Source organism: Serratia nevei, from assembly GCF_024160145.1.
In the GTDB taxonomy this organism is placed as follows: domain Bacteria; phylum Pseudomonadota; class Gammaproteobacteria; order Enterobacterales; family Enterobacteriaceae; genus Serratia; species Serratia nevei_A.
On record NZ_JAMYWQ010000006.1, the window covers coordinates 20,960 to 46,904 of the forward strand.

Here is a 25,945-nt window from a genome sequence, read left to right on the forward strand (position 1 = left end):
GGCGTTAAAACACCAGCGCCAGTACCACCGCCAGCGCTAGCAGCAGCAGGATCAGCGCAACGGCGGATTTGCTGAGCGCTTTTTGCAGCGGCAGCGGCAGGGCGGCGATCAGCGGGTTGAGCAGCGGCTGCGGATCGACAGGATGGCTGACGATAGGCTGGGCCTGGCCGGCTTTTTCCAGGCGGCGGGCAAACAGCTGATGAATGGCATCGCTCATTTGCGGATGCGTCAGCGGCGCATTGGCGCCGCAGTTGAAGCGGGCCTGGCAGTAGTCGTTCATCTGCTGTAGCTCTTGCTCGTCTGCCGGCTGCTTGAGCGCCGCCAGCAGATTGTTCAGCGTCGGCGCGCTCTGCGGGCTGAGTGCCACCTTCACCTGCAAAAACTGGTTCAGCAGCTGGAAGTGGCGCGCCGGGAGCGGATCGTTGGTTTTCACGCCCGCCAGATCAAACAGCGTTTGCCAGATTTTAGCCGGCGCTTCGCCGGTGGCCGCGCTAAGTTTGGTGACCTGCTGCTGCAGGCTTTGATGCTCTGCGGGCAGCAGCGGGCGATCGCTGGTGGCGGTTTGCTGCGGCTGAGGAATGGTCAGGCCGCCGGTCTGCAACAGATTCAGCACCTGCTGCAGCTGCGGTGGGCTCAGCTGGCTCAGTACCGTGTGGCCGAACTGCTGGCGAATAAAGTCGCTCACCGCCTGGCGGTTGTTGCCCTGCGGCAGTAATTCGGCCAGCTGTTGCAACAGCTGACGGCCGGCGTGGTTTTGCTGCGCCTGCGTCAGGCGCGTTTGCAGCAGCTGTTCCGCCGGTTGAAAATGACGCGCCAGCAGTTCACCGCCGGTGTCGGCGCCGAGATCGTGGCGCAGAGTCGCCCAGATCTCCGCCGATTTTGCCGGGCTGAGCGTCATGATTTTCACGATCAGCTTCTCCAGCGTCGTGCGCTGTGCCGGAGAAAGGGGTTGATCGTCAGTGGCCGCCGTTTTGCCCGGGGAGGGAGGGCGCTCGCCGGCGATTGGGGTGCCCGGCCCACTCAAAGGTTGCATATCACCAGTCCTTCGCTGTGTATCCCCGCAGTGTGCCTGGAGGAGAGAATCATCATCGTACCCGGCGAAAAGCGCAGGCTTACCCTCTATGATACCTGTAAATTGCCGCCATCAATACCGCCGCTCAGACATTTCTTTACCGACAAAACGTTGCTAATCGCGCCTGCGCCGCTAAGATAACCCCAGACCCGAACATGAGGATGGCATGGTTAAACGGCAGCGGATTGCAAAATGGTTTTTATGCCTGGCTTGCCTGGTGGTGCTGACGTGCATGACCCAGCGCATGGCGGGCCTGCATGCGCTGCAGCAAACGCTGGGGATCCCGGCCGCCACCGCCGTTCAGTCCAGTGACACCGCCGCCGAAGCGCAGCCGACGCCCTGTGAACTGAGCGCCAAGTCATTGCTGGCCGCACCGCCGGTGATGTTCGAAACCGTACTGTTCGGGCTGGGCCTGCTGCTGGCGCTGTTGGCGCCGACCATCGCCGCGCGCCTGCGTATTCCTCCTCCTCGCGCCATTTCACCGCCCACCCTCAGGGTGCACCTTCGATTATGCGTTTTCCGTGAATGAGTTAATCGCCCGTTTTTCGCGGTGAATTAATCATTTATGGAGAATTAACATGTTGAAAATTATCAGGCTGGCCTGCGCTTGCCTGTTTATGCTGTGGCAGCCTGTCCTGCAGGCGGCGGACAGCGGCTGGCTGCAAAATCCGGCCAACGATCATGCCAAGGTGCGGCTGCGTGCCGACACGTCGCAGCCGGGGGAGACCCGCCTGTTGCTGTCGGTCGAGCTGCAAAAGGGCTGGAAAACTTACTGGCGTTCCCCAGGCGAAGGTGGCATCGCGCCGGCTATCGTCTGGCAGGGCAACCCGCCACCCGCCACCTGGCACTGGCCGACGCCGCAGCGTTTCGAGGTGGCCGGCATTTCCACCCAGGGCTATCACGATCGGGTCACGCTGCCGATCGTGATGTCAGGCCAGGTATCCGGCCCGCTGGCGGGGACCCTGACGCTATCCACCTGCAGCAACGTCTGCATTCTGACCGACTACCCGTTCAGCCTGGATCTGACGACGCCGAACGATCCGCAGTTTAACCACGACTTCGCGCAGGCGATGGGGCAGGTGCCGATCGCCGCCGGAGTGGCGGAGAGCGTCAAGGCCGGTTACCGCAACGGCGAGCTACAGATCGCCGCCGAACGCGCCGCCGGCTGGCAGCAGCCTGCGCTGTTCTTCGATACGCTGGCGGATGCCGATCTCGGCAAGCCGCAGGTCGAGACCGACGGCGCGCAGCTGTTGGCGCGAGTGCCGGTCAGCGACGGCTGGGGCGATGCGGCGCCGGATCTGCGCGGCAAAACGCTGACGCTGGTGATCGACGACGGCGGCATGGCGCAGCAGATTACGCTGCCGATTGGCGATCCGTTGGCCGCGCCCGCCGGTGTGGCGTTCCCGTTATGGCAGGCGGTATTGATGGCGCTGGCGGGCGGGTTGATCCTCAACCTGATGCCGTGCGTGCTGCCGGTGCTGGGCATCAAGCTCGGCGCCATCCTGCAGGTGGAGCGGCGCGATCGGCGCAGCGTGCGTTTGCAGTTCCTGGCATCGTCGTTGGGTATCGTCGCCTCGTTTATGGCGTTGGCCTTGCTGATGACGCTGCTGCGGCTCGTCAACCATGCGCTCGGCTGGGGCATTCAGTTCCAGAATCCGTGGTTTATCGGCTTTATGGTGCTGGTGACGCTGCTGTTCAGCGCCAACCTGTTTGGCCTGTTCCATCTGCGCCTCTCGTCCGATCTGAATACGTCGCTTGCCACCCATAACGGGCACGGTCTGAGCGGCCATTTCTGGCAGGGCGCGTTCGCCACGCTGCTGGCGACGCCGTGCTCGGCGCCGTTTCTCGGCACGGCGGTGGCCTTCGCGCTGGCGGCGTCGCTGCCGGTGCTGTGGGGCATGTTCATCGCGCTCGGTATCGGCATGAGCCTGCCGTGGCTACTGATCGCCGCCTGGCCATCGCTGGCGCTGCGCTTGCCGCGCCCCGGCCGCTGGATGAATACCGTCAAGCTGGCGATGGGGCTGCTGATGCTGGCGTCGTCGCTGTGGCTGCTGAGCCTGCTGAGCAATCATATCGGCGTGCAGGCCACGCTGTGGCTGGGGGCGTTGGCGCTGCTGGCGTTGCTGCTGGCGGTGTGGCGTCAGCAGGGCGCACGCTTGGCGGCCAAGCTGGCGGCGGGCACGTTGGTGCTGGCGGGCGTGGCCTTGCTGGCCGGATCGCTGACCGCCGGCCTGTGGCGCCAGCCGTTGCAGGATCGGGTGCAGTGGCAACCGCTGAGCGAACAGGCGATTACCGAGGCGCTGGCCCAGCATAAGCGGGTGTTCGTCGACGTGACCGCAGACTGGTGTGTGACCTGTAAAGCCAACAAATTCAATGTGCTGCTGCGCGATGACGTACAGCGCGCGCTGAGCGCCGACGACGTGGTGGCGCTGCGCGGCGACTGGAGCCGCCCGTCGGCCGACATCAGCGCCTTCCTGCAAAAGCGCGGCAGCGTCGCCGTGCCTTTCAACCAAATCTATGGCCCCGGCAGCCCGGACGGCGAGGTGTTATCCCCGCTGTTGACCCGTGACGCCGTGCTGCAAACGCTTTCCCATGCCAAAGGAACCGAATAATGAAAAAGCTACTGATGTTACTGATGATCATCGCCGCCCCGGTGTGGGCCGCCGAGCCTTTCACCCCGGCACAAGAGGCGCGTATCAAAGAGATGATCCGCGAAACGCTGGTATCCAACCCGGACATTCTGGCGCAGGCGGTGGACGCCTGGCAGCAGCAAACCGCCGGCCAGCAAATCAGCCAGGCTATCAAGCAGAACGCCAAAACGCTGTACCAGGATCCGGCCAGCCCGCGCCTCGGCGCCGCCAACGCCAAACTGACGCTGGTGACCTTTACCGACTATAACTGCCCGTACTGCAAGCGTTTTGATCCGATGCTGGAGAAGATCGTCAAGCAATACCCGGACGTGGCGCTGGTGGTGAAACTGCTGCCGTTCAAGGGCGAAAGCTCGGTCAGTTCGGCGCGCGTGGCGCTCACCACCTGGCAACAGCACCCGGATCAATTCTGGGCCCTGCACCAGCGGCTGATGGCGAAAAAGGGCTTCCACGACAACGCCAGCATCGCCGCTGCGCAAGAGAAAACCGGCGTCAAGGCGGTGGCGCCCAGCGAACAGAGCATGACCACGCTGCGCACCAATATGGAACTGGCGGAGCAACTGGGCGTGCAGGGAACACCGGCGACGCTGATCGGCGATCGGATGCTGCCGGGGGCGGTGTCGTATGAAGAGCTGGAAGCGATGGTGAAACAGCAGCTGGCGAAGGCCAACAATGGCTAAGCTCAAGCGCTGGGGGCGCGAGCTGCTGCTGCTGGCGCTGATCGCGCTGGCGGTGGTGACGGTGATGGATTGGCTGAACGCGCCGCAGGCGCCGCCGGCCTTCGATGCTCAGACGCTGACCACGCTGGACGGCGAACGCGTGTCGTTGGCGCAGCTCAGCCATGAGCGGCCGCTGCTGGTTTACTTCTGGGCCAACTGGTGCGGCGTCTGCCGCTTCACCACGCCGGATGTCGCCCGTTTGCAGGCGGCGGGCGGCAACGTGCTGACCGTCGCGCTGCGCTCGGGCGATGATACCCAGGTGAAGCAATGGCTGGCGCGCAAACGGCTGGCGCTGCCGGTGGTCAACGATCCGGCCGGTATGCTCTCGGCGCAGTGGCAGATTGGCGTGACGCCGACCTTCGTGGTGGTCTCGCAGGGCAAGGTGGTGCAGAGCACCACCGGCTGGACCAGCTACTGGGGGATGAAGCTGCGGCTGTGGTGGGCCGCCGTCTAACCGGCGTTTTTCTCCGTTATCACCTGCTCAATCGCCCGGCACAGCCGGGCGATACCTTCTTCAATCTGCGGCGGCGAGTTGGCGGCGAAGTTCAGCCGCAGGCCGTGCGCGCCCAGCTGTTCCTGCGCATAAAAGCATTCGCCGCGCGCGAAGGTCACTCCGTATCGCCAGGCGATCGGCATCAGCTCGGCGGTGGTTACCGCCGCCGGCAGCGTCAGCCAGATAAACAAGCCTCCCTGCGGCGTTTCGAAGCGGCACCCCGGCGGCAGCCGCCGTTGCAACGCGTCGGTCATCACCTCCAGATGGCGGCGGTAGACGCGCCCGGCGCGCCGCAGTTGCTTGTCGTAACGGCCGACGGTGACGAACGCGTCCAGCGCCCGCTGGATCAGGCTGGAGCTGGTGAAGCTGTCGACGTGTTTCAGCCGCGCGAAGCGCTGATAGTGTTCGCTGTCCGCCACCAGATAACCGATGCGCATGCTGGGCAGCAGCATCTTGGAGAAGGTGCTGACGTAGATCACCGCGCCCGGCTGCGCCAGCGCGCGTAGCGACGGCAGCTGTTTGCCCTGGTAACGCAGATCGCCGACGAAGTCGTCTTCCAGGATCACCACGCCGGCCTGTTGGGCGACAGTCAGCAGGCGTCGCCGCCGCGCTTCGCTCAGGCAGCGGCCGGTCGGGTTGTGGAAATTGGGGATGGTGTAGATCAGTTTAGGGCGGTGGCGCGCCAGCAGTTCAGGCAGGCGTTCGACCAGCATGCCGTGGCGGTCGCCCGGTACGGTGACGATATTGATGTGGTGCTGGCGCAGCAAACCCAGCGCTTCGGCGTAGGTCGGCTCTTCGACGATCACCGTATCCCCCGGCGCCAGCAGGCTTTGCACCACCAGGCTGATGGCGTGCTGCGAGCCGTTGGTGATAAGCACCTGCTCCGCCTGCGTAGGGATGCCCTGGGCGCTGAGGATGCGGCTCAGCGTATCGCGCAGCGGGTAGTAGCCGCAGTATTCGCCGTAGCTGAAGGCCTCTTCCGCGTGGCGGCTGAGCACCGACAGCAGCACTTTGCGAAACGCCTCCAGCGGAAACACCTTAGGGCTGCCGACGCCGGCGGCAAAGTTGATCAGCCCCTCCGGCAGCGGGGCGTCGGCGTAGCCGTCCAGCCGCGAGGTGAGGGTGGTGAAGCTCTCCAGCGGGAATGGGGCATCGCTGCTCGGCCGGGCCGGGCGCGCCTGCGCTTGCGGGTGCGCGACATAGGCGCCGCTGCCGCGGCGCTGGTGCAAAAAGCCCTTGGCCGCCAGTTCGGCGTAGGCGTTATCCACCGTTAAACGGCTGACCGCCAGTTCGGCCGCCAGCGTGCGCGTCGAGGGCAGTTTGTCGCCCTCGACGAACACGCCGGTGAGGATGGCGCGCCGCAGCGCTTCTTCGATCTGTAAATAGAGCGGAACGTCCTGCTCGCGATCCAACGGGATGTGCATGCGAAATTGGCCCGGTTAAGGAGAGGGGGTTTTTACTATACCCCATGTAAACAGGGCTTCAAGCGCAGAAAAGTGGCCTGCATGACAACGCCGTAAAGTGGCTATAGTGAGAAAAAATGGCCGCGTTACACTGTGTGCCTGAGCATTCATGTCGCCATTTTTCCGAGGATCTCATGTCATTACCGTCAGGCGTTTCCGCCCGGCCGGCGCTGCCCGGCGCGCGCCTCTTTCAGGGCAGCAGCCAGGGTTACGTCATCGCCATTATCAGTGCCATGCTGCTGGCCTTTACCGCCATCATCATCCGCGCGCTGACCGAATACTATCACCTGCCGACCTTCGTGCTGGCGTTCTGGCGCGCGGCGCTGGTGGCGCTGGTGCTGTTGCCGCTGCTGTTGCTGGTGAAACCGCAGTGGGCGCGCCTGCGCCGTGAACAGGTGGTGTTCTACGCGCTTTACGGGCTGCTGCTGGCGCTGTTCAACAGCCTGTGGACGCTGTCGGTGGCGCTGAACGGCGCGTCGGTGGCGACCATTCTGACCTACTGCTCGGTGGGCTTTACCGTGTTCCTCGGCTGGGTGATGTACAGCGAACGCCTGACGCTGCGCCAATTGCTGGTGATCGCCATCAGCCTGGGCGGTTGCTTCCTGGTCAGCAACGGCGACAGCATGGGAAACAGCCACTTCGATCTGCTGGGGCTGCTGGTAGGGATGCTGTCGGGCATCGGTTATACCCTGTACACCCTCGGCGGGCGGGTGGCCAGCGAACGCGGCTATCCGGTGTGGAACACCATCCTGTACGTGTTCGGCTTTTCGGCGCTGTACCAGCTGGCGTTCAACGCGGCGTTGACGGCGTTCCCGCTGGCGGCGTTCCACGGTATGGCCGGCTCTCTGTGGTTCCTGTCGCACGGCGCGCAGGGCATCCAGTGGAGCGGCTGGCTGTTGCTGCTGGCGCTGGCCGCCGGGCCGACATTGCTGGGCTTCGGGCTGTACAATATCAGCCTGAAAACGCTGCCGCTGGCGGTGGCCAACCTGATCCTGTCGCTGGAGCTGGTGTTCACCGCGGTGATCGCCTATTTCCTGCTGGGGGAAAGCATGAATCAGTTGCAACTGCTGGGCAGCGCGCTGGTGATGGGCGGGGTGTTGCTGTTGAAAAGCAAGACCACCGAGGCGTGATCGGCTACCATTATGCCTCGCAAGAGAGGCCGTAATGATGAATAACCCGAGATTGAAACGAGCGCTTATCGCTTGAATGGCCGTGTTGAGTGAACGACAACACGGCCACAGACATTCCGTTCCGTGGCTTTTATTCCCGTAACCAGAGAATACGCCATGTCCGAAAAACACTGGTCCAAAACCGAGCTGCTGCATCAGACGGTGACCAACCCGAATATTATCGTCAAAGGCACCCACAGCTACTACAGCGACTGCTGGGATAACGGCTTCGAGCGTTCGGTAGTGCGCTATCTGCACGGCGACGCGGTCAGCCGGCAATGGCAGCCGCTGGGCGAAATAGACCGCCTGCTGATCGGCGATTACGTGTGCATCGCGGCCGAAGCGGTGATCCTGATGGGCGGCAACCATACCCATCGCATCGACTGGCTGAGCCTGTATCCGTTTATGGCAACCATCAAGCGGGCGTACCGCCCCAAAGGCGATACCCGGCTGGGCGACGGTTGCTGGATCGGCATGCGGGCGATGCTGATGCCGGGGATCTCGATAGGTGAGGGGGCGATCGTCGCCGCTGGCAGCGTGGTGGCCGGCGATGTTGAGCCTTATGCCATCGTCGGCGGTAATCCCGCGCGGTTTATCCGTTGGCGGTTTGCGCCGGAGGTCATCGCGCGTTTGCTTGCCTTGCGTATCTATGACTTGTCCGAAGCGGACGTTGCGGTGATCCAGCCCCTGCTGGTTGATGACGATATCGGAGCGCTGGAAAGGGGAGTGGCGGCGCTACGCCGTTAAACACAACGGGCGGGGGATCCCCGCCCGTTTTGCGTTACTCGGCTTTGGCCTCGGCCGCCGGTTGGCGGCGTTTGCGCATCAGGCGCAGCAGCGGCGGCAGCGCCAGTACCGCCACCGCCAGCACCAGCAGCGTTTGCGCGATGCTGCTGCTCCACAGAATGCCGAACTCGCCGTTGCTGATAGACAGCGCGCGACGCAGATTCTGCTCCAGCATCTCACCCAGCACGAAGCCCAGAATCAGCGGCGACATCGGGAAGTGCATTTTGCGCAGGATGTAGCCGAACACGCCCAACCCGACCATCAGCAGCAGGTCGAAGGTGGTGCTGTGCACCGCATAAACCCCCACCGCCGAAACCGCGGCGATCGCCGGCACCAGGAACCACAGCGGGATGGTCAGCATGCGGGTGAACAGGCCGACCAGCGGCAGGTTCATGATCAGCAAAATAACGTTGGCGATCAGCAGCGCGGCGATCAGCCCCCAGACGATATCCGGCTGTTCGGTGAACATCGCCGGGCCGGGGGTGATGTTGTACAGCGTCAGCGCCCCCATCATCACCGCCGTGGTGCCGGAACCCGGCACCCCCAGCGTCAGCATCGGAATGAACGAACCGCAGGCCGAGGCGTTGTTGGCCGCTTCCGGCGCCGCGACGCCGCGGATGTCGCCCTTGCCGAAGGTGTCGCTGTTGCCGCTGATTTTTTTCTCCGTCATGTAGGTCAGCGCACTGGCGATAGTGGCGCCGGCGCCCGGCAGAATACCGACGAAGAAGCCGATCACCGACGAGCGCAGGGTAGGGCCTGCGCACTGCGCCGCCTCTTTGCGGTTGAACAGCAACCGGCCGGTTTTACGCACCAGCTTTTGCCCGGTGCTGGTGCTTTCCAGCATCAGCAGGATTTCGCTGACCGAGAACAGGCCGATCACCACCACGATAAACTGCACGCCGTCGGAGAGGTGCACGCTGTCGAAGGTAAAGCGGTAAACGCCGGTGTTGGCGTCGACGCCCACCGTCGCCAGCCCCAGGCCGATCAGCGCCGCCAGCAGCGATTTCAGCGGGTTCTGGCTCATCATGCTGCCGAGGCAGGCAATGGCGAACACCATCAGGGCGAAATACTCTGCCGGGCCGAAGGCCAGCGACCAGCGGGCCAGCAGCGGCGCGAACAGGATGATGCCGCCGATGGCGATCATCGATCCGACGAACGAACTGACCGCCGAGATGGATAGCGCTACGCCGGCGCGCCCCTGCTGCGCCATTGGGTAGCCGTCCAGCGCGGTCATGATCGCCGCCGCGTCGCCCGGTACGTTGAGCAGAATCGACGAGATGCGCCCGCCGTACTCGCAGCCGATATACACCGTCGCCAGCAGGATCAGCGCCGATTCGGCCGGCAGCTTGAGGGCAAACGCCAGCGGCAGCAGGATCGCCACGCCGTTGATCGGCCCGAGGCCCGGCAGCAGGCCGACGATGGTGCCGACGAAGCAGCCGATCAGGGCGATAATCAGGTTCTGCGGCACCAGCGCCACTTCGAACCCTTGGGTCAAATACATCCAGGTATCCATCATCGCTCCCGTTAGCTCAGCCAGGCGCCGAGCGGCAGTGTGACATCGAGAAGACGGTCAAAGGCGTAATACAGCGCCGCGCCCATGACCACGCCGGAGATAGCCGCCGCCGGCAGGCTGGCCTGAAACAGCAGGCCGATGCTGAACGTCAGCAGCGCGGTCGCCAGCGGGAAGCCCAGCCATTCAAAGCCCCAGGCATACAGCACCAGGGTGATCACCAGCACCAGCAGCCGCTGCAGCACCTTATTGTGCGGCCACTCCACCGCCTGCGGGCGGCGCAGCAACAGCAGGGCCGCGCACAGCGCCATCAGGCTGAGGATCGCCAGCGGGAACGGGCGCGGCCCCAGCGGTTCATAGCTGTATTCGCTTTGGATGCCCCAGCCGATGAACAGCCCGCCGATACACAGCAGCAGCCAGAAGCCGGCAAAAATACGATCGCTCATGGTTTTCCCCTGCGGTTATTTGGCCAGGCCGAACACTTTTGCCTGCTCACGGTATTGGGCAACCTGATTTTTCACGTAGGCATCCAGCTCTTTGCCGGTCATGTTGAATTCGAACAGGCCGCGCAGATCGCGCTGCTGCTTGAATTCGTCGGTCGCCATCATTTTCTGGAAGGTGTCGATCCACCACTGATACTCTTCATCGCTGACTTTCGGCCCGACGTAGAAGCCGCGAATGATCGGCCACACCAGGCTGTATCCCTGCTCTTTGGCGGTCGGAATGTCGGCCAACTGGCCCGGCAGGCGCTGTTCGGAGTACACCGCCAGCACGCGGATCTTGTCGCCCTGCAGGTAAGGCACCATCTCGCTCAGGTCGCCGGAGACCGCCTGGATGTGGTTGCCCAGCAGCGCGGTGACCGGTTCGCCGCCGCCTTCGAACGCCACGTAGCGCATCTTGCGCGGATCCACGCCGACTTCGCGCGCCAGCAGCGCGGTTTTCATCCAGTCCTGGCTGCCGATGGAGGCGCCGGCGCCGAACACCACGCTATTGGGATCCTTTTGGAAGGCGTCCATCAGCTCTTTCAGGGTTTTGTATGGCGAGTCGGCGCGCACCGCGATCATGCCGTAGTCGGTACCGACCGCCGCCAGCCATTTCACGTCGTCCACGTTATAGCGGCCGAACTTGCCCTGGGAGAGGTTGAGCAGTGAGCCGCCGGAGAAGGCCACCACGGTGCCGAACTCCGCCGGGCGCTGCGCGACGATGGCGTTGTAGGCCACCGCGCCGACGCCGCCGGGCATATAGGTGACGCGCATCGGTTTATCGATGGCTTTGGTGTCCTGCAGCGACACCTGAATCAGCTTGCAGGTCAGATCGAAACCGCCGCCGGGTTTGGCCGGCGCGATGCATTCGGTGCGTTTGGGTGCTTCCACGGCAAAGGCCTGAGTGGCCGCCAGCAGCAGGGCGGCGGCGGTAAAGGTGCGGGTCATTATTTTTTTCATTGTGGCTTGCCCTCGGTATTGTTCTGGTTGTGGATCCCGCCGGGTGCGGTTGCATGATTGTTAAAACAACAACCTTTCATTTACCTTTCAGCGGCCGGAAAAGTTTCCAGTCTGTGATAGGGGTCTCTCGATCAAGCTGAAACAGCGGGGGCCGCGCGCGGTACACCACATAATTGTGTGCCAGCTCCCAAAACTGGCGGCGCGGCGCTCTTTTATCCCCTTATTTTCCATGCCATCCTCTGTTATCGGCCTGTTAACCGGCGCCGCATCGGCGCCAGGTTGTTCAGGTAAATCAATGGAATGGGAACATGCGACTGTTATTGGTTGAAGATCACCCCGAGCTGTCTCACTGGTTGCAAAAGGCGCTGACCGGCGCCGGGTTTGCCGTCGACGTTGCCCCGGATGGCCTGGCGGCGGATCACCTGCTGCTCAACGAACGTTATGCGCTGGCGGTGCTGGACGTGGCGCTGCCGCGTTTGAACGGCCTGGATTTGCTGGCGCGCCTGCGCAAGCGCGGGCAGGATCTGCCGGTGCTGCTGCTGACGGCGCGCACCGACGTGAGCGATCGGGTGAAAGGCTTGAATCTGGGGGCGGACGATTACCTCACCAAGCCGTTCGAGCTGGACGAGCTGGAGGCGCGCATTCGGGCGCTGCTGCGCCGCAGCGTCGGCGCCGCGCAGCCGGCGTTGCAGTACGGCGTGCTGACCTATCACGACGAGGGCTATTTCCTGCTGGAAGGCAAGCCGCTGGGGCTGACGCCGCGTGAGTTGGCGGTGCTGACCGCGCTGATGCACCGGCGTGGGCGCCCGGTGGCCAAGCAGCAGCTGTTTGAGCAGGTGTTTACGCTGTCCGATGAGGCCAATCCGGAGAGCATCGAGCTTTATGTCCACCGCTTGCGGAAAAAGCTGCAGGGCAGCGATGTGGCGATCGTCACGCTGCGCGGTCTGGGTTACAGCCTGGAGCTGTGCAATGCGGTGGTTTAACGCGCCGCGGTCATTGTTTTATCAACTGCTGCTGTTTTTTGGCCTGCCGCTGCTGGCGTTGGGCGGCATCTCTATCTACACCCACTATTTTAGCGCCATGAGCGCCGCCACCCTGGCTTACGACCGCACGCTGCTGGCGTCGGCGCGCACCGTAGCGGAGCGGCTGGTGGTGCGCGAAGGCAAGCTGGCGGTCGATGTGCCCTATGTGGTGCTCGACAGCTTCGAGCGCAACATGAACGATCAACTCTATTACGAGGTGATCTCGCCGCAGGGGAAAAGCATCTCGGGCTATGATGATTTGCCGCCTTTGCCGCCCCATATCCCGCGCTCCACGCTCTACCCGGCGCTGGTGCATTTCTACGATGCGGAATACCTCGGCCGGCCGATCCGCGTGGCAGCGCTGTTTCAACCGGTCAACGAGTCGGGCGTGAGCGGCATGGCGACCATTCTGGTGGCGGAAACCCTGGAATCACGCCGCTATCTGGCGCGGCAAATGATGCTCGCGGCGCTGTTGAGCCAGGGTACGGTGGTGGTGTTGACGTTGATCCTGGCGTTCGTGCTGCTCAAACGGGTGTTGAAGCCGATGCGTAAACTCTCCGGCATCATGCTGCGGCGCGATCCCGGTGAGCTGACGCCTTTACCGCCGGTTCTGCCGTGGTCGGAGATGCAGCCGCTGCTGGTGGCCTTCAATCGCTATATCGAACGGCTGCGGCTGATGGTAGCGCGTCAGGAACGTTTCAGCGCCGACGCCTCGCACCAGCTGCGCACGCCGCTGGCGGTGTTGAAGACCCAGGCCGGGGTGGCGCTGGCCAGCGACCAGCCGCAGCAGTGGCGCGAAAGCCTGTTGGCGATGAGCGCCACGCTGGACAGCACCGTAGCGCTGACCGACCGCCTGCTGCATCTCTCACGCCTGAAGGCCAGCGAGCACCAGGCCGATCGCAAGCTGCAGCCGGTCGATCTGGCGCAGGTGCTGCGCGATGCCTGTTTTTCACGCCTGCCGCAGGCGCGCAGCAAGCAGATCGATCTGGGCTTTGAAGGCGAAGCGGCGTGTCAGGTGGCGGGCGAACCGCTGCTGTTGGCCGAACTGTGCGCCAACCTGCTGGACAACGCGCTGAAATACACGCCGCGCCAGGGCATGGTCACCGCCCGATTAATGCGGGACAAGGCGGCGGGCGAGGGCGTGCTGGAGATTGAGGACAGCGGCCCCGGTATCGCCCTGCAGGACAAGGCGCTGGCGCTGCAGCCGTTTCATCGGCTGGACAACGTGGGCGATCAGCCGGGGGCCGGTCTGGGATTGGCGCTGGTGAAGGATATTACCGTTTATCACGGCACCCGCCCGGAGCTGCTGAGCTCCGCCGCGCTGGGCGGCCTGTTGGTACGGGTGCGTTTCAGGCTGCTGCCCTAAGCCTGTTCTTTGCAGGACTCGGCGTGGGCCGCCGGGGTTTTGGCTTTACGCGTCAGCGGCGTGCGCAGCCGCTGCGACAGGATCACCCCCAGCAGGGTGATGCCACCGCCGATCAGGTGGTAACCGTGCAGCTGTTCGTGCAGGAACAGCACGGCGATGGCGGCGGTAAACACCGGCGACAGGTTCATGAAGATGGACGTGGTGTTGGCGCCCAGCCGCATTACGCCCTGGATCCACAGGAACGGCGCGATGATCGAGGCCGGGATGCCGGCGAACAGCACCAGCGGCAGGTTGTGGCCGTTCAGCGTCACATCCTGCGCCATCAGAAAGTTAGGCAGCAGCAACAGCACGCCGAACAGGATCTGCATATACAGAGATTGCCAATTCGGCAGCGCGATGGCCCAGCGTTTGGTCAGCACGCCATACAGCGCGTAAGAAGCGGCTGCGGCCAACATCATCAATTCCCCCTTGCCGATGCCGTGCTCCAGCAGTGACCCCGGCTGCCCGCCGCTGACCAGCCAGATTAAGCCGCCGAGGGATAAAACGCTGCCGAGGGCGATGCCGACGGTGGGTGCGACGCGCAACAGCACGATGCTGATCAGAATGGTCAACAGCGGGATCAGGGAGCCGATAATGCCCATAAACAGCGCGCTGACGCTGTGCGCGGCGTAATAGGCCAGGCTTTGGTACATCACCATGCCCAACAGGCCGAGAATGATCAGCCGCCACCAATTGGCGCGCACCTGCGCCCGGTTGCGGATCACCGCAGGCAGCACGAACGGCGTCAGGACGATCAGCGCGATCAGCCAGCGGTAGAGCGAAATGGCCGCCGGATCGATGGCGGTGGCGGAGAGTTTGCTGACGACGGCGTTAATCGACCAAATCAGCACGGCCAACAGCGGGAAGAGCATATTCATGATAATTATTCTCAATAACGTCCAACATGCTGGCTAGTCTACGCGTGTCCGGTTTATCATATATAACGATATCCAGACAAAAAACGGCGTAAACAAGACAAATCACGGGACGAAACCATGCCAGAAATCCGCCATTTCCCCGAGTCGCTGATCCCGGCGCCGAATCCGGTGCAGTTCCGCTGCGAGGAGTTTAACGCCCGCACTGAATTCCAGCCGCACAGCCATACCTGGGGCCAGTTGATGTGGGTAAAAGCCGGGGTGATGGTGCTGCGCATCGGCGGGCAGCGCTTTCTGGCGCCGCCGGAGTTCGTGCTGTGGGCGCCGGCGGGCATCGAACACTCCTGTTACAACCAGCGGTTGGCGCAGTGCCGCATGGTGGACATCACGCCGGCGCTGTGCGCCGGCATGCCGGCCGACCCTTGCCTGGTGAGCGTGACGCCGATATTCCGTGCCATCGCCGAGGATTTCTATGCGCGCAAGCAGTACATTCCGCAGGCGGAGACGGATTTGCGCCTGTGCCAGGTGCTGATCGATCAGCTGCGCCTGTCGCCGCGTCAGCAAACCTATCTGCCGTCGTCGGACGACAAATTTTTGGCGCCGGTGCTGGAAGCGCTGGAGCACTGCCCGGCGGACAACACCTCGCTGGCGGCGTGGGCCGGCCGGGTCTACACCACCGAGCGCACCTTGTCGCGCCGCTGTCAGCAGGATCTGGGCATGTCGTTCAGCGAATGGCGCCAGCGCCTGCGCTTCCTGCACGCCGTGTCGCTGCTCGAGCAGGGCAAAACCGTGCAGGAAGTGGCGCTGGACGTCGGCTACAGCTCTGCGTCGGCCTTTATCGTCATGTTCCAGCAGATCGCCGGCACCACCCCTGAGCGCTTTCGCCGTGCCTGATTCAGTGGCACACTATTTCGCAGACAAATAGCCGTAAACCCTCGGAGAACGCAGTGAAAATTCTGGTTGATGAAAATATGCCGTACGCGGCCGAACTGTTCAGCCGCCTGGGCGACGTGCAGGCGGTGCCGGGCCGTCCGATCCCGCGCGAGGCGCTGGTGGATGCCGACGCGCTGATGGTGCGTTCGGTCACCCGGGTCAATGAAGAATTATTGACCGGCAGCCGCATCGGTTTTGTCGGCACCGCCACCGCCGGCACCGATCATGTCGATGACGACTGGCTGCAACGGCAGGGCATCGGGTTTTCCGCCGCGCCGGGTTGCAACGCCATCGCGGTGGTCGAGTATGTGTTCTCCGCGTTGATGCTGCTGGCCGAACGCGACGGCTTCCACCTGCGGGATAAAACCGTCGGCATTATCGGCGTGGGCAACGTCGGTTCGCGTCTGGACGCGCGCCTCAACGCGCTGGGCGTGCGCACGCTGCTGTGCGATCCGCCGCGCGCCGATCGCGGCGACGCCGGAGAGTTTTGGCCGCTGGAGAAGCTGGTTGCCGAGGCTGACGTGCTGACCTTCCATACGCCGCTGAATAAATCCGGCCCATACCATTCGCTGCATCTGGCGGATGCCGACCTGTTGGCGGCGTTGCCGGACAACCGCATTCTGATCAACGCCTGCCGCGGGCCGGTGGTGGATAACGCCGCGTTGTTGCAGGCGCTGGAAAAGGGCAAAAAGCTGAGCACGGTGCTGGACGTGTGGGAACCGGAGCCGGATCTCTCCTTGCCGCTGCTGGCGCGGGTGGATATCGGCACCGCGCACATCGCCGGCTATACGCTGGAAGGCAAGGCGCGCGGCACCACTCAGGTGTTCGAAGCGTTCAGCCGCCATCTGGGGCAGCCGCAGCAGGTGGCGCTGGCCTCGCTGCTGCCGGTGCCGGAGTTCAGCCAGATCCGCCTCAACGGGCCGCTGGATGAAGCGCGGTTAAAACGATTGATGCACTTGGTGTATGATGTGCGCCGCGATGATGCGCCGCTGCGCAAAGTCGCCGGGCAACCGGGCGAATTCGATCGCCTGCGCAAGCACTACCAGGAACGCCGCGAGTGGTCTTCGCTGAGCGTGCAATGCGATGACAGCGCCAGCGCCGAGCTGCTCGGCAAGCTGGGCTTCAGCGTGGCATAGCGCGTAAGGTTGCCTTAAGCCAACGCCGCTACGGTGAGCGGCAAAGATTATCGGGCGGTGGCTGCACTGCCCGTCTGCTTTTATGAATCAAATACTCTGGAGAAAACCCGATGTCTGACGGCTGGAATATCGCGCTGCTCGGCGCCACTGGCGCGGTAGGTGAAGCGTTGCTGGAATTGTTGCAGGAACGCCAGTTCCCGGTGGGTGAGCTCTATCCTCTGGCAAGCGAACGCAGCGCGGGCGCCAACGTGCGCTTCAACGGCAAGTCTCTTCTGGTGCAAAACGCCGCAGAGTTCGACTGGTCGCAGGCGCAGCTGGCCTTCTTCGTCGCCGGCAGCGAGGCTTCCGCGCGCTATGCCGAAGAAGCCGGCAACATGGGCTGCCTGGTGATTGACACCAGCGGCCTGTTCGCCATGGAGCCGGATGTGCCGCTGGTGGTGCCGGGCGTTAACCCGCAGGTGCTGGCGGATTACCGCAACCGCAATATCGTGGCGGTGGCCGACAGCATGGTCAGCCAGCTGCTGACGGCGATCAAGCCGCTGACCGAACAGGCGGGGCTGTCGCGTCTGCACGTTACCACGCTGATGTCGGTATCGTCGCGCGGCAAGGTGGCGGTGGACGACTTGGCCGGCCAGAGCGCGCGTTTGCTGAACGGCATCCCGGCCGAGGAAGGCGTTTTCGGCAAACAGCTGGCGTTCAACCTGCTGCCGCTGATTGCCGACGAGCAGGGCAGCGTGCGCGAAGAACGCCTGATCGTCGATCAGGTGCGCAAGGTGCTGCAGGACGAAGGGCTGCCGATTTCGGTGAGCTGCGTTCAGTCGCCGGTATTTTACGGCCACGCGCAGGTGGTGCACCTGGAAGCGCTGCGCCCGCTGTCTGCCGAAGAGGCGCGCAGCGAGCTCGAAGAGGTCGAGGACGTTCAGCTGAGCGAGGAAGACGATTACCCGACTCAGGTCACCGATGCCTCCGGCAGCGATGCGCTCAGCATTGGGTGTCTGCGTAACGATTACGGTATCCCCGAGCTGCTGCAGTTCTGGACGGTGGCGGACAACGTGCGCTTCGGCGGCGCGTTGATGGCTATCGAAACCGCCGAGCGTCTGGTGCAGGAGCAGATGTACTGATGTCTGAGGTGGTCTCGCCCGCTCAGCCGACGCTGAAAATTGCGCTGGGCATCGAATATGACGGCAGCCGGTACTACGGCTGGCAGCGGCAGCAGGAAGTGGCTAGCGTGCAGGCGCGCCTGGAGCAGGCGTTGAGCAAGGTGGCGGATGCGCCGATTACCGTGCTGTGTGCGGGGCGTACCGACGCCGGGGTGCACGCCACCGGGCAGGTGGTGCATTTCGAAACCACCGCGCACCGTAAGGACGCCGCCTGGACGATGGGGGTGAATACTCATCTGCCGCCGGACATCGCGGTGCGTTGGGTCAGCCCCGTCGCCGACGATTTTCACGCGCGTTTCAGCGCCACCGCGCGCCGCTACCGCTATATTATTTTCAACCATCGCTACCGGCCGGCGGTGCTGCAACAGGGGGTGACGCATTTTTATCACCCGCTGGACGCCGAGCGCATGCACCGGGCGGCGCAGGCGCTGCTGGGCGAAAACGACTTTACCTCGTTCCGCGCGGTGCAATGCCAGTCGCGCACCCCGTGGCGCTGCGTAAAACACGTTAAGGTTACGCGCTACGGCGAATATATTGTGGTAGATATCAAGGCGAATGCGTTCGTGCATCACATGGTTCGCAATATCGTCGGCAGCCTGATGGAGATCGGCTGCGGCAATCAGGATGAGAACTGGATGGCCGAGTTGCTGGCGCTGAAAGATCGCAATTTGGCGGCGGCGACGGCGCGGGCAGAGGGGCTGTATCTGGTTGCCGTGGATTATCCCGATCGCTTTGGCCTACCGCGGCCGCCGATGGGGCCGCTGTTTTTGCCCGACGATTAAACGCCGGCACGCCTGAAAGCGTCGCTCCCTTGTGCTTCTGCCGGGTGACTGAAACACCCGGCATCAATGAGAGAATTTATGGACATCATCAAGTTTATTATTGATTTCATTCTGCATATTGATGTGCATTTGGCCGAACTGGTCGCGCAATACGGCATGTGGGTCTACGCTATTCTGTTCCTGATCCTGTTTTGCGAAACCGGTCTGGTGGTGACGCCGTTCCTGCCGGGGGATTCTTTGCTGTTTGTCGCCGGCGCGCTGGCGGCGTTGCCGACCAACGATCTGAACGTGCATACCATGGTGGCGTTGATGGTGGTGGCGGCGATCCTCGGCGATGCGGTGAATTATACGATCGGGCGGCTGTTCGGCGAGAAGCTGTTCAGCAACCCGAATTCGAAAATTTTCCGTCGCAGCTATCTGGACAAGACGCACCAGTTCTATGAGAAACACGGTGGGAAAACGATTATTCTGGCGCGATTCGTGCCGATCGTGCGTACTTTTGCGCCGTTCGTCGCCGGTATGGGGCATATGTCCTATCGCCACTTCGCTGCCTACAACGTGATTGGCGCACTGGTTTGGGTGCTGCTCTTCACTTATGCTGGCTACCTGTTCGGCGATCTGCCGGTGGTGCAGGAGAACCTGAAACTGCTGATCGTCGGGATCATCATCGTTTCGATTCTGCCGGGCGTGATTGAAATTTGGCGTCACAGGCGCGCGGCCGCCCGCCAGCAAAAACAGTAAAAACATCGCTTAACCTGTCGGTTCGACCAGTTTTTTGTCCACAGCGTCGGGCCGATATGGTTTAATGAGCGACATTATGGTCTGTTCCTGCGAACAACCCTGAAGCCGATGCCTCAGTCGCCGCGCTTGCCGCGCCGCGAACGGGCATTTTTTCATTGGGGTGTTTTCGGGGGGATTGTTAAAGCATGAACAGCGGACTGGCGTGTGCCAGGTTCAAACAGAAAGGTCATCGATGAGCTGGATTGAACGAATTCTTAACAAGAGCAATATCACACAAACCCGTAAGGCGAGCATTCCTGAAGGGGTCTGGACCAAATGCGACAGCTGCGGCCAGGTTCTCTACCGCGCCGAGCTGGAGCGTAATCTGGAAGTGTGTCCGAAGTGCGACCACCACATGCGTATGGGCGCGCGCGCGCGTCTGCATACCCTGCTGGACGAAGGCAGCGAAGTGGAGTTGGGCAGCGATCTGGAGCCGAAAGACGTTCTGAAATTCAAGGATTCCAAGCGCTATAAAGATCGCTTGGTCGCCGCACAGAAAGCGACCGGCGAGAAAGACGCGCTGGTGGTGATGAAGGGCACGCTGTACGGCATGCCGATCGTCGCTGCGTCCTTCGAATTCGCCTTCATCGGCGGCTCGATGTCTTCCGTGGTCGGCGCGCGTTTCGTGCGTGCGGTTGAGCAGGCGCTGGAGGACAACTGTCCGCTGGTGTGCTTCTCCGCCAGCGGCGGCGCGCGCATGCAGGAAGCGCTGATGTCGCTGATGCAGATGGCGAAAACCAGCGCGGCGTTGGCCAAAATGCAGGAGCGCGGCTTGCCGTATATCTCCGTGCTGACCGACCCGACCATGGGCGGCGTTTCCGCCAGCCTGGCGATGCTGGGCGACATCAATATCGCCGAGCCGAAAGCGCTGATCGGTTTTGCCGGCCCGCGCGTCATCGAGCAGACCGTGCGCGAGAAATTGCCGCCGGGCTTCCAGCGCAGCGAGTTCCTGATCGAAAAAGGCGCGATCGATATGATCGTTCGCCGTCCGCAAATGCGCCAGACGTTGGCGAGCATTCTGTCCAAGCTGACCAACCAGCCGCAGCCGCATTTCGATGAGGCCGCGCCGGTCATTGAGCCGGAGCAGCAGGCCGACGCCTGAGGCAAAGACAGATCCCGCCCGGGTTCAGCCGCCACTTTGTGGCTAAGTGACGGCTGATGCCCGTTCCCTGCCGGCCGCAGCCCATCTCGCTGCGGTTTGCAGGCTGGCGGCAGTCACGAAGCGCATCGCCTTTACCGCGGTGAGGGTGGTGCCCTGATGGATTAATGAACCCAAGTTCAGTGATGGGACTCATGCAAAACCACCAAATTCCCCAAGCCACGTCGCCATTGAGCTCGTGGCTTTATTATCTGGAACGTCTGCATAGCCAGGCGATCGAACTCGGCCTTGAGCGCGTACAGCGCGTCGCGGCACATCTGGATTTACTGACCCCCGCTCCCACGGTGTTCACCGTTGCCGGCACCAACGGCAAAGGCACCACCTGTCGCACCCTTGAAGCCATTCTGCTGGCCGCCGGCCTGCGCGTCGGCGTCTACAGTTCGCCGCATCTGGTGCGCTATACCGAACGCGTGCGCATTCAGGGGGAAGAGCTGAGCGAAGCGGAGCACAGCCGCTCGTTCGCCGCCATTGAAGCCGGCCGCGGCGAAACGTCGCTGACCTATTTCGAATTCGGCACCCTGTCGGCGCTGCAGCTGTTCAAACAGGCGCGGCTCGACGTGGTGATCCTGGAAGTGGGCCTGGGCGGGCGTCTCGACGCCACCAACATCGTCGATCCGAGCGTGGCGGTGATCACCAGCATTGCGCTCGATCACACTGACTGGCTGGGCAACGATCGCGAAAGCATCGGCCGCGAGAAGGCCGGTATCTTCCGCAGCGGCAAGCCGGCGGTGGTGGGCGAACCCGACATGCCGGACAGCATTCGTCAGGTTGCCGAAACGCTGGGCGCGCCGCTGTATCGCCGCGACGAAGCCTGGAGCTTCAGCGAGCAGGGCGATCGCTGGCAGTGGCAGGGCGGCGACACGCTGCTGACCGATCTGCCGACGCCGAACGTACCGCTGGCCAACGCCGCTACCGCGCTGGCGGCGCTGAACTGTTCCTCGCTGGAAATCGACGAGCGCGCGATCTTTACCGGGCTGCAGCAGGCGACGCTGCCGGGGCGTTTCCAGATCGTGCGGCGCGAGCCGACGCTGATCCTCGACGTGGCGCACAACCCGCACGCCGCCGGCTATCTGGCCGGGCGCCTGGCCAGGCTGCCGCGCGACGGCGGCAAGGTGCGCGCGGTGGTGGGCATGCTGTCGGACAAAGACATCGCCGGTACGCTGGCCTGCCTCAGTGAGCAGGTGGATGAATGGTACTGCGCGCCGCTCGACGGGCCGCGTGGCGCCGGCGTCGAACAGCTGGCGCAACATCTGACGGAACCGCGCCGCTTTAATGATGTCGAAACTGCCTGGCGGCAGGCTATGCAGGATGCTGATAAACAGGATATTGTGATCGTCTGTGGATCGTTCCACACCGTGGCGCAGGTGATGGCGGCGTTAGACGAGATGCGGGGAGTGTGAGTGGCGAGTAAATTTCAGAACCGACTGGTCGGAACCGTGATTCTGGTGGCGCTGGGGGTAATCATCCTGCCAGGGTTGCTGGACGGCAAAAAGAAGCATTACGAGGATGAATTCGCGGCCATTCCGTTGGTGCCGAAGGCGGGCGACGTCGAGGAGAACGATGTGCTGCCGCCGGTGACGCAACCGCTGCCGGCACAGCCGCCGGAAGGGGCGGGCGCGCTGGTCGAGCAGCAGGCGGCCAACGAAGCGGCGGCGCAACAGGCGGCGCGGCAGAGCGCTCAGCAGCCGACGCAGGTGGCACCGCCGCCGGTCGAGACGCGCCCTCAGCCGGTGCCGCAGCCCAAGCCGAAACCGGTAGAAACCAAACCGGTGGAAGTGAAACCGAAACCGGCGCCGCAACCGAAGCCGGTGGAAGTGAAGCCGGCGCCGAAGCCGGAACCGAAACCGGTGGAAGTGAAGCCGGTGCCGAAGCCGGAACCGAAACCTGAACCGGCGGAAGAAAAAGCGCCGGCCGGGCAGGCTTATGTCGTGCAGCTCGGGGCGCTGAAGAACGCCGCCAAGGCGAACGAGATTGTCGCCTCGCTGCGCCTTTCGGGCTATCGCGCCTTTACCGTGCCGTCAACGCCGGTGCAGGGGCAGATCACCCGCATCTACGTCGGCCCGGACGCCTCCAGGCAGAAACTGCAGGCAGCGCTGCCGTCGCTGAACTCGATCAGCGGGCTGAGCGGGCAGGTGAAGCCGTACGGCCGTTAAACCCCGCGGGGGCGCAGCACGATGCGCCCCTGAATTAAGGAATGGTGGCGAGAAAGCGAGAAAAACCGCGCCTTTTACAGGCGAAATCACCTATGTAGGCGCGGCGATTGGGAATTTTTTGATCGCCGCTTTTTATTTGTAACGTGGTAGGAAATCCCCTACGCAAACGTTTTCTTTTTCTGTTAGAATTCGCCGCGAATTGGATGCAGGGGCGATTCATCATTGGAATAGTTCATGGTCTGGATTGATTACGTCATTATAGCGGTGATTGGATTTTCGGCTCTGGTGAGCCTGATCCGAGGGTTTGTTCGCGAAGCATTGTCACTTGTGACATGGGGATGTGCGTTTTTTGTTGCCAGCCATTTCTACTCTTACCTTGCGGTCTATTTCACTCGTTTTGAAGATGAACTGGTGCGAAACGGCATCGCGATCGCGATTTTGTTCATCGCGACCTTGATCGTAGGGGCTATTGTTAACTATGTGATTAGCTCACTGGTAGAGAAAACCGGGTTGTCGGGCACCGACCGCGTGTTAGGCATCTGCTTCGGCGCGCTGCGCGGAGTGTTGATCGTCGCGGCGATCCTGTTCTTCCTGGATACCTTTACCGGCTTCTCACAAAGCGCCGACTGGAAACAGTCGCAGCTCATTCCCCAGTTCAGTTACGTCATCAGGTGGTTCTTTGACTACCTGCAGAGCACGTCGAGTTTCTTGCCGACCCAATTGCCGGGGCGGTAGCGCTGATGAGGAAAAGACAACATGTGCGGTATTGTCGGTATCGCCGGTTTTATGCCGGTAAACCAGTCGATTTATGATGCGCTGACGGTGCTTCAGCACCGTGGCCAGGATGCCGCAGGCATCGTCACCATTGACGCCCACAACGGGTTCCGTTTGCGTAAAGCCAACGGCCTGGTGAAAGATGTGTTTGAGGCGCGCCATATGCAACGCTTGCAGGGAAACATGGGCATTGGCCATGTGCGTTACCCGACGGCCGGCAGCTCGAGCGCCTCTGAGGCCCAGCCTTTCTACGTCAATTCGCCGTTCGGCATTACGCTGGCCCACAACGGCAACCTGACCAACGCCCATGAGCTGCGCCAAAAGCTGTTCGAAAGCGGCCGCCGCCATGTCAACACCACTTCCGATTCGGAAATCCTGCTGAACGTGCTGGCCAGCGAGCTGGACCGTTTCCCGCACTACCCGCTGGAGGCCGACAACATCTTTACCGCTGTCGCCGCCATGCATCAGCAACTGCGCGGCGCCTACGCTTGCGTGGCGATGATCATCGGCCACGGCCTGCTGGCGTTCCGCGACCCGAACGGCATTCGCCCGCTGGTGATCGGCAAGCGCACGCTGGAGGATGGCCGCAGCGAGTACATGGTGGCCTCCGAGAGCGTGGCGCTGGATACCCTGGGCTTTGAGTTCCTGCGCGACGTAGCGCCGGGCGAAGCGGTGTACATCACCACCAAGGGCCAGCTGTTCACGCGCCAGTGCGCTGAGAACCCGAAAACCAACCCGTGCCTGTTCGAATACGTCTATTTCGCGCGCCCGGACTCCTTTATGGACAAGATCTCGGTCTACAGCGCCCGCGTGCGCATGGGCCAGAAGCTGGGTGAGAAGATCGCCCGCGAGTGGGAAGATCTGGACATCGACGTGGTGATCCCGATCCCGGAAACCTCCTGCGACATCGCGCTGGAGATCGCGCGCATTCTCGAGAAGCCATACCGCCAGGGCTTTGTGAAGAACCGCTACGTCGGCCGCACCTTCATCATGCCGGGCCAGCAGGCGCGCCGTCAGTCGGTGCGCCGCAAGCTGAACGCCAACCGCGCCGAGTTCCGCGACAAGAACGTGCTGCTGGTGGATGACTCCATCGTGCGCGGCACCACGTCGGAACAGATCGTCGAGATGGCGCGCGAAGCGGGTGCCAAGCGCGTGTACCTGGCTTCCGCCGCGCCGGAAGTGCGTTTCCCGAACGTCTATGGCATCGACATGCCGAGCGCCAACGAACTGATCGCCCACGGGCGTGAAGTGGATGAAATCCGCCAGATCATCGGTGCCGACGGGCTGATCTTCCAGGACCTGGACGATCTGATCGAGGCGGTGCGCGAAGAGAACCCGGACATCACCCAGTTCGAATGCTCGGTATTCAACGGCATCTACGTGACCAAAGACGTCGACCAAAGCTATCTGGAATACCTGGAGTCGCTGCGCAGCGACGACGCCAAGGCGCTGCGGGTGCAAACCGAAGCGGAAAATCTGGAACTGCACAACGAAGGCTAACCGCCCTGCGTTGCTCCCTCAAGGTGCATCGCCGCGTCTGCGGCGGTGCGCCTTGCTCCTGTGACTTGCTTATCCCTCGCCGTTGCGGCAAAGTCTGCCTGATCTTACTTTTTACGGCAGAGGCCATTTCCCATGAAACGACTCATCATCGGCATTTCCGGTGCCAGCGGCGCCATCTACGGCGTGCGCCTGTTGCAGGTTTTGCGCGACGTCGCCGAGGTGGAAACCCATTTGGTGATGAGCAACGCGGCAAGACAGACGCTGGCGCTGGAAACGCCGTACAGCCTGCGTGAAGTGCAGGCGCTGGCCGACGTGGTGCACGATGCGCGCGACATTGCCGCCGGTATCTCCTCCGGCTCCTTCAAAACCCTGGGTATGGCGATCCTGCCATGCTCGATCAAGACCCTGTCCGGCATCGTCAACAGCTACAGCGACGGGCTGCTGACCCGCGCCGCCGACGTGGTGCTCAAAGAGCGCCGCCGTTTGGTGCTGTGCGTGCGGGAAACGCCGCTGCATCTGGGGCACCTGCGGCTGATGACCCAGGCGGCGGAGATGGGGGCGGTGATCATGCCGCCGGTGCCGGCGTTTTACCACCAGCCGAAAAGCGTGCAAGACATCATCGATCAGACCGTCAATCGAGTGACTGACCAGTTTGATATCGAACTGCCGACCGACCTGTTCACCCGCTGGCAGGGTGCTAGTTAACAGTTTTATCCCTAAATTGGTACATTTGTGCAACACCGCACTGAATTGGGGCGGCGTATGCACCATAATGATCCCACTTCATCACGCTCACTGTTTCATGGCGCCGCCTCGTCGCGGCTGCCAGTGGCGCGGCCCCGACCGGCCGATTTAATTTTGCGGTTATCGTCCCAGGAAACAGTATTGTGAAGGCCGGAGCCGTTCCCTCCGTCCGTAGCACCTAATGTGGCACGATTACTGCAAATTGATTTGGTGGGGAAAG

Annotated in this window: 25 protein-coding genes; 19 read left to right on the forward strand and 6 right to left on the reverse strand. The window is 62.7% G+C overall.

Annotated features, from left to right (window positions below):
* Positions 1 to 4: 4 nt before the first annotated feature.
* Complete coding sequence (gene flk, locus M6G53_RS06450; protein ID WP_253329911.1) at positions 5 to 1,033, reverse strand: flagella biosynthesis regulator Flk; 1,029 nt, start codon at positions 1,031 to 1,033, stop codon at positions 5 to 7.
* A gap of 205 nt (positions 1,034 to 1,238) precedes the next feature.
* On the opposite strand from flk, the gene M6G53_RS06455 reads away from it, so the two are divergent.
* From M6G53_RS06455 to M6G53_RS06470, 4 genes are read left to right on the forward strand one after another with little or no spacing between them, the layout of a single operon-like run.
* Positions 1,239 to 1,601, forward strand: coding sequence for a hypothetical protein (locus M6G53_RS06455; protein ID WP_047730175.1), 363 nt, complete (start codon positions 1,239 to 1,241; stop codon positions 1,599 to 1,601).
* A 49-nt stretch (positions 1,602 to 1,650) separates the two neighbouring features.
* A complete protein-coding gene (locus M6G53_RS06460; protein ID WP_253329913.1) occupies positions 1,651 to 3,684 on the forward strand; it encodes a protein-disulfide reductase DsbD family protein in 2,034 nt (677 codons plus the stop codon).
* Positions 3,684 to 4,400 carry a DsbA family protein gene (locus M6G53_RS06465; protein WP_253329914.1) on the forward strand — a complete coding sequence of 239 codons (717 nt, stop codon included), beginning with the start codon at positions 3,684 to 3,686 and terminating at the stop codon, positions 4,398 to 4,400. The genes M6G53_RS06460 and M6G53_RS06465 overlap by 1 nt, the downstream gene beginning before the upstream one ends.
* Complete coding sequence (locus M6G53_RS06470; protein WP_253329915.1) at positions 4,393 to 4,893, forward strand: protein disulfide oxidoreductase; 501 nt, start codon at positions 4,393 to 4,395, stop codon at positions 4,891 to 4,893. Before M6G53_RS06465 ends, M6G53_RS06470 begins: the two co-directional genes overlap by 8 nt.
* Here M6G53_RS06470 and pdxR read toward each other — a convergent pair.
* Positions 4,890 to 6,356 carry a MocR-like pyridoxine biosynthesis transcription factor PdxR gene (gene pdxR, locus M6G53_RS06475; RefSeq protein WP_253329916.1) on the reverse strand — a complete coding sequence of 489 codons (1,467 nt, stop codon included), beginning with the start codon at positions 6,354 to 6,356 and terminating at the stop codon, positions 4,890 to 4,892. The two genes, M6G53_RS06470 and pdxR, sit on opposite strands and share 4 nt — an antisense overlap.
* Before the next feature lie 173 nt (positions 6,357 to 6,529).
* On the opposite strand from pdxR, the gene M6G53_RS06480 reads away from it, so the two are divergent.
* The gene (locus M6G53_RS06480) at positions 6,530 to 7,525 is read left to right on the forward strand and encodes a DMT family transporter (RefSeq protein ID WP_253329917.1); all 996 of its coding nucleotides are present in this window, start codon (positions 6,530 to 6,532) and stop codon (positions 7,523 to 7,525) included.
* 156 nt (positions 7,526 to 7,681) lie between these two features.
* Positions 7,682 to 8,311: a CatB-related O-acetyltransferase gene (locus tag M6G53_RS06485; RefSeq protein ID WP_253329918.1), complete on the forward strand. Its 630-nt coding sequence runs from the start codon at positions 7,682 to 7,684 to the stop codon at positions 8,309 to 8,311.
* A gap of 34 nt (positions 8,312 to 8,345) precedes the next feature.
* Here M6G53_RS06485 and M6G53_RS06490 read toward each other — a convergent pair whose 3' ends face one another.
* From M6G53_RS06490 to M6G53_RS06500, 3 genes are read right to left on the reverse strand one after another with little or no spacing between them, the layout of a single operon-like run.
* Complete coding sequence (locus M6G53_RS06490; RefSeq protein WP_253329919.1) at positions 8,346 to 9,863, reverse strand: tripartite tricarboxylate transporter permease; 1,518 nt, start codon at positions 9,861 to 9,863, stop codon at positions 8,346 to 8,348.
* A gap of 11 nt (positions 9,864 to 9,874) precedes the next feature.
* Positions 9,875 to 10,306, reverse strand: a complete 432-nt coding sequence (locus M6G53_RS06495) for a tripartite tricarboxylate transporter TctB family protein (protein ID WP_049200155.1) — start codon at positions 10,304 to 10,306, stop codon at positions 9,875 to 9,877.
* Positions 10,307 to 10,321: 15 nt separating this feature from the next.
* Complete coding sequence (locus M6G53_RS06500) at positions 10,322 to 11,302, reverse strand: Bug family tripartite tricarboxylate transporter substrate binding protein (RefSeq protein ID WP_253329920.1); 981 nt, start codon at positions 11,300 to 11,302, stop codon at positions 10,322 to 10,324.
* 308 nt (positions 11,303 to 11,610) lie between these two features.
* On the opposite strand from M6G53_RS06500, the gene tctD reads away from it, so the two are divergent.
* Both tctD and M6G53_RS06510 read left to right on the forward strand, forming a co-directional pair.
* Complete coding sequence (tctD, locus tag M6G53_RS06505; protein ID WP_253329921.1) at positions 11,611 to 12,285, forward strand: transcriptional regulator TctD; 675 nt, start codon at positions 11,611 to 11,613, stop codon at positions 12,283 to 12,285.
* Positions 12,272 to 13,690, forward strand: a complete 1,419-nt coding sequence (locus M6G53_RS06510) for a sensor histidine kinase (protein ID WP_253329922.1) — start codon at positions 12,272 to 12,274, stop codon at positions 13,688 to 13,690. The genes tctD and M6G53_RS06510 overlap by 14 nt, the downstream gene beginning before the upstream one ends.
* Here the strand turns inward: M6G53_RS06510 and M6G53_RS06515 are convergent.
* Positions 13,687 to 14,607: a DMT family transporter gene (locus tag M6G53_RS06515; protein ID WP_253329924.1), complete on the reverse strand. Its 921-nt coding sequence runs from the start codon at positions 14,605 to 14,607 to the stop codon at positions 13,687 to 13,689. The two genes, M6G53_RS06510 and M6G53_RS06515, sit on opposite strands and share 4 nt — an antisense overlap.
* A gap of 117 nt (positions 14,608 to 14,724) precedes the next feature.
* Here M6G53_RS06515 and M6G53_RS06520 point away from each other — a divergent pair, with 117 nt between their 5' ends.
* From M6G53_RS06520 to M6G53_RS06570, 11 genes are all read left to right on the forward strand, one after another.
* Positions 14,725 to 15,498 (forward strand): AraC family transcriptional regulator, encoded by a 774-nt coding sequence (locus tag M6G53_RS06520; RefSeq protein WP_253329926.1) that lies wholly within the window; start codon positions 14,725 to 14,727, stop codon positions 15,496 to 15,498.
* Between the two features lie 53 nt (positions 15,499 to 15,551).
* Positions 15,552 to 16,673, forward strand: a complete 1,122-nt coding sequence (gene pdxB, locus M6G53_RS06525; protein WP_253329928.1) for a 4-phosphoerythronate dehydrogenase PdxB — start codon at positions 15,552 to 15,554, stop codon at positions 16,671 to 16,673.
* A gap of 110 nt (positions 16,674 to 16,783) precedes the next feature.
* Positions 16,784 to 17,794 (forward strand): aspartate-semialdehyde dehydrogenase, encoded by a 1,011-nt coding sequence (locus tag M6G53_RS06530; protein ID WP_253329930.1) that lies wholly within the window; start codon positions 16,784 to 16,786, stop codon positions 17,792 to 17,794.
* Positions 17,794 to 18,615, forward strand: coding sequence for a tRNA pseudouridine(38-40) synthase TruA (gene truA / locus M6G53_RS06535; protein WP_253329937.1), 822 nt, complete (start codon positions 17,794 to 17,796; stop codon positions 18,613 to 18,615). The genes M6G53_RS06530 and truA overlap by 1 nt, the downstream gene beginning before the upstream one ends.
* Before the next feature lie 78 nt (positions 18,616 to 18,693).
* Complete coding sequence (locus M6G53_RS06540) at positions 18,694 to 19,356, forward strand: DedA family protein (protein ID WP_253329938.1); 663 nt, start codon at positions 18,694 to 18,696, stop codon at positions 19,354 to 19,356.
* A gap of 232 nt (positions 19,357 to 19,588) precedes the next feature.
* Complete coding sequence (accD, locus tag M6G53_RS06545; protein WP_253329939.1) at positions 19,589 to 20,497, forward strand: acetyl-CoA carboxylase, carboxyltransferase subunit beta; 909 nt, start codon at positions 19,589 to 19,591, stop codon at positions 20,495 to 20,497.
* A gap of 191 nt (positions 20,498 to 20,688) precedes the next feature.
* On the forward strand, positions 20,689 to 21,954 hold the full coding sequence (folC, locus tag M6G53_RS06550; protein ID WP_253329940.1) for a bifunctional tetrahydrofolate synthase/dihydrofolate synthase: 1,266 nt from the start codon (positions 20,689 to 20,691) through the stop codon (positions 21,952 to 21,954).
* Positions 21,955 to 22,707: a cell division protein DedD gene (gene dedD / locus M6G53_RS06555; protein WP_253329941.1), complete on the forward strand. Its 753-nt coding sequence runs from the start codon at positions 21,955 to 21,957 to the stop codon at positions 22,705 to 22,707. It abuts the gene before it with no gap.
* Between the two features lie 234 nt (positions 22,708 to 22,941).
* Positions 22,942 to 23,442 (forward strand): colicin V production protein, encoded by a 501-nt coding sequence (cvpA, locus tag M6G53_RS06560; RefSeq protein ID WP_004936119.1) that lies wholly within the window; start codon positions 22,942 to 22,944, stop codon positions 23,440 to 23,442.
* A gap of 21 nt (positions 23,443 to 23,463) precedes the next feature.
* Entirely contained in the window at positions 23,464 to 24,981 is a 1,518-nt protein-coding gene (gene purF, locus M6G53_RS06565; RefSeq protein ID WP_019453742.1) for an amidophosphoribosyltransferase, read from the forward strand.
* Between the two features lie 132 nt (positions 24,982 to 25,113).
* Complete coding sequence (locus tag M6G53_RS06570; RefSeq protein WP_253329943.1) at positions 25,114 to 25,686, forward strand: UbiX family flavin prenyltransferase; 573 nt, start codon at positions 25,114 to 25,116, stop codon at positions 25,684 to 25,686.
* Positions 25,687 to 25,945: the final 259 nt, after the last annotated feature.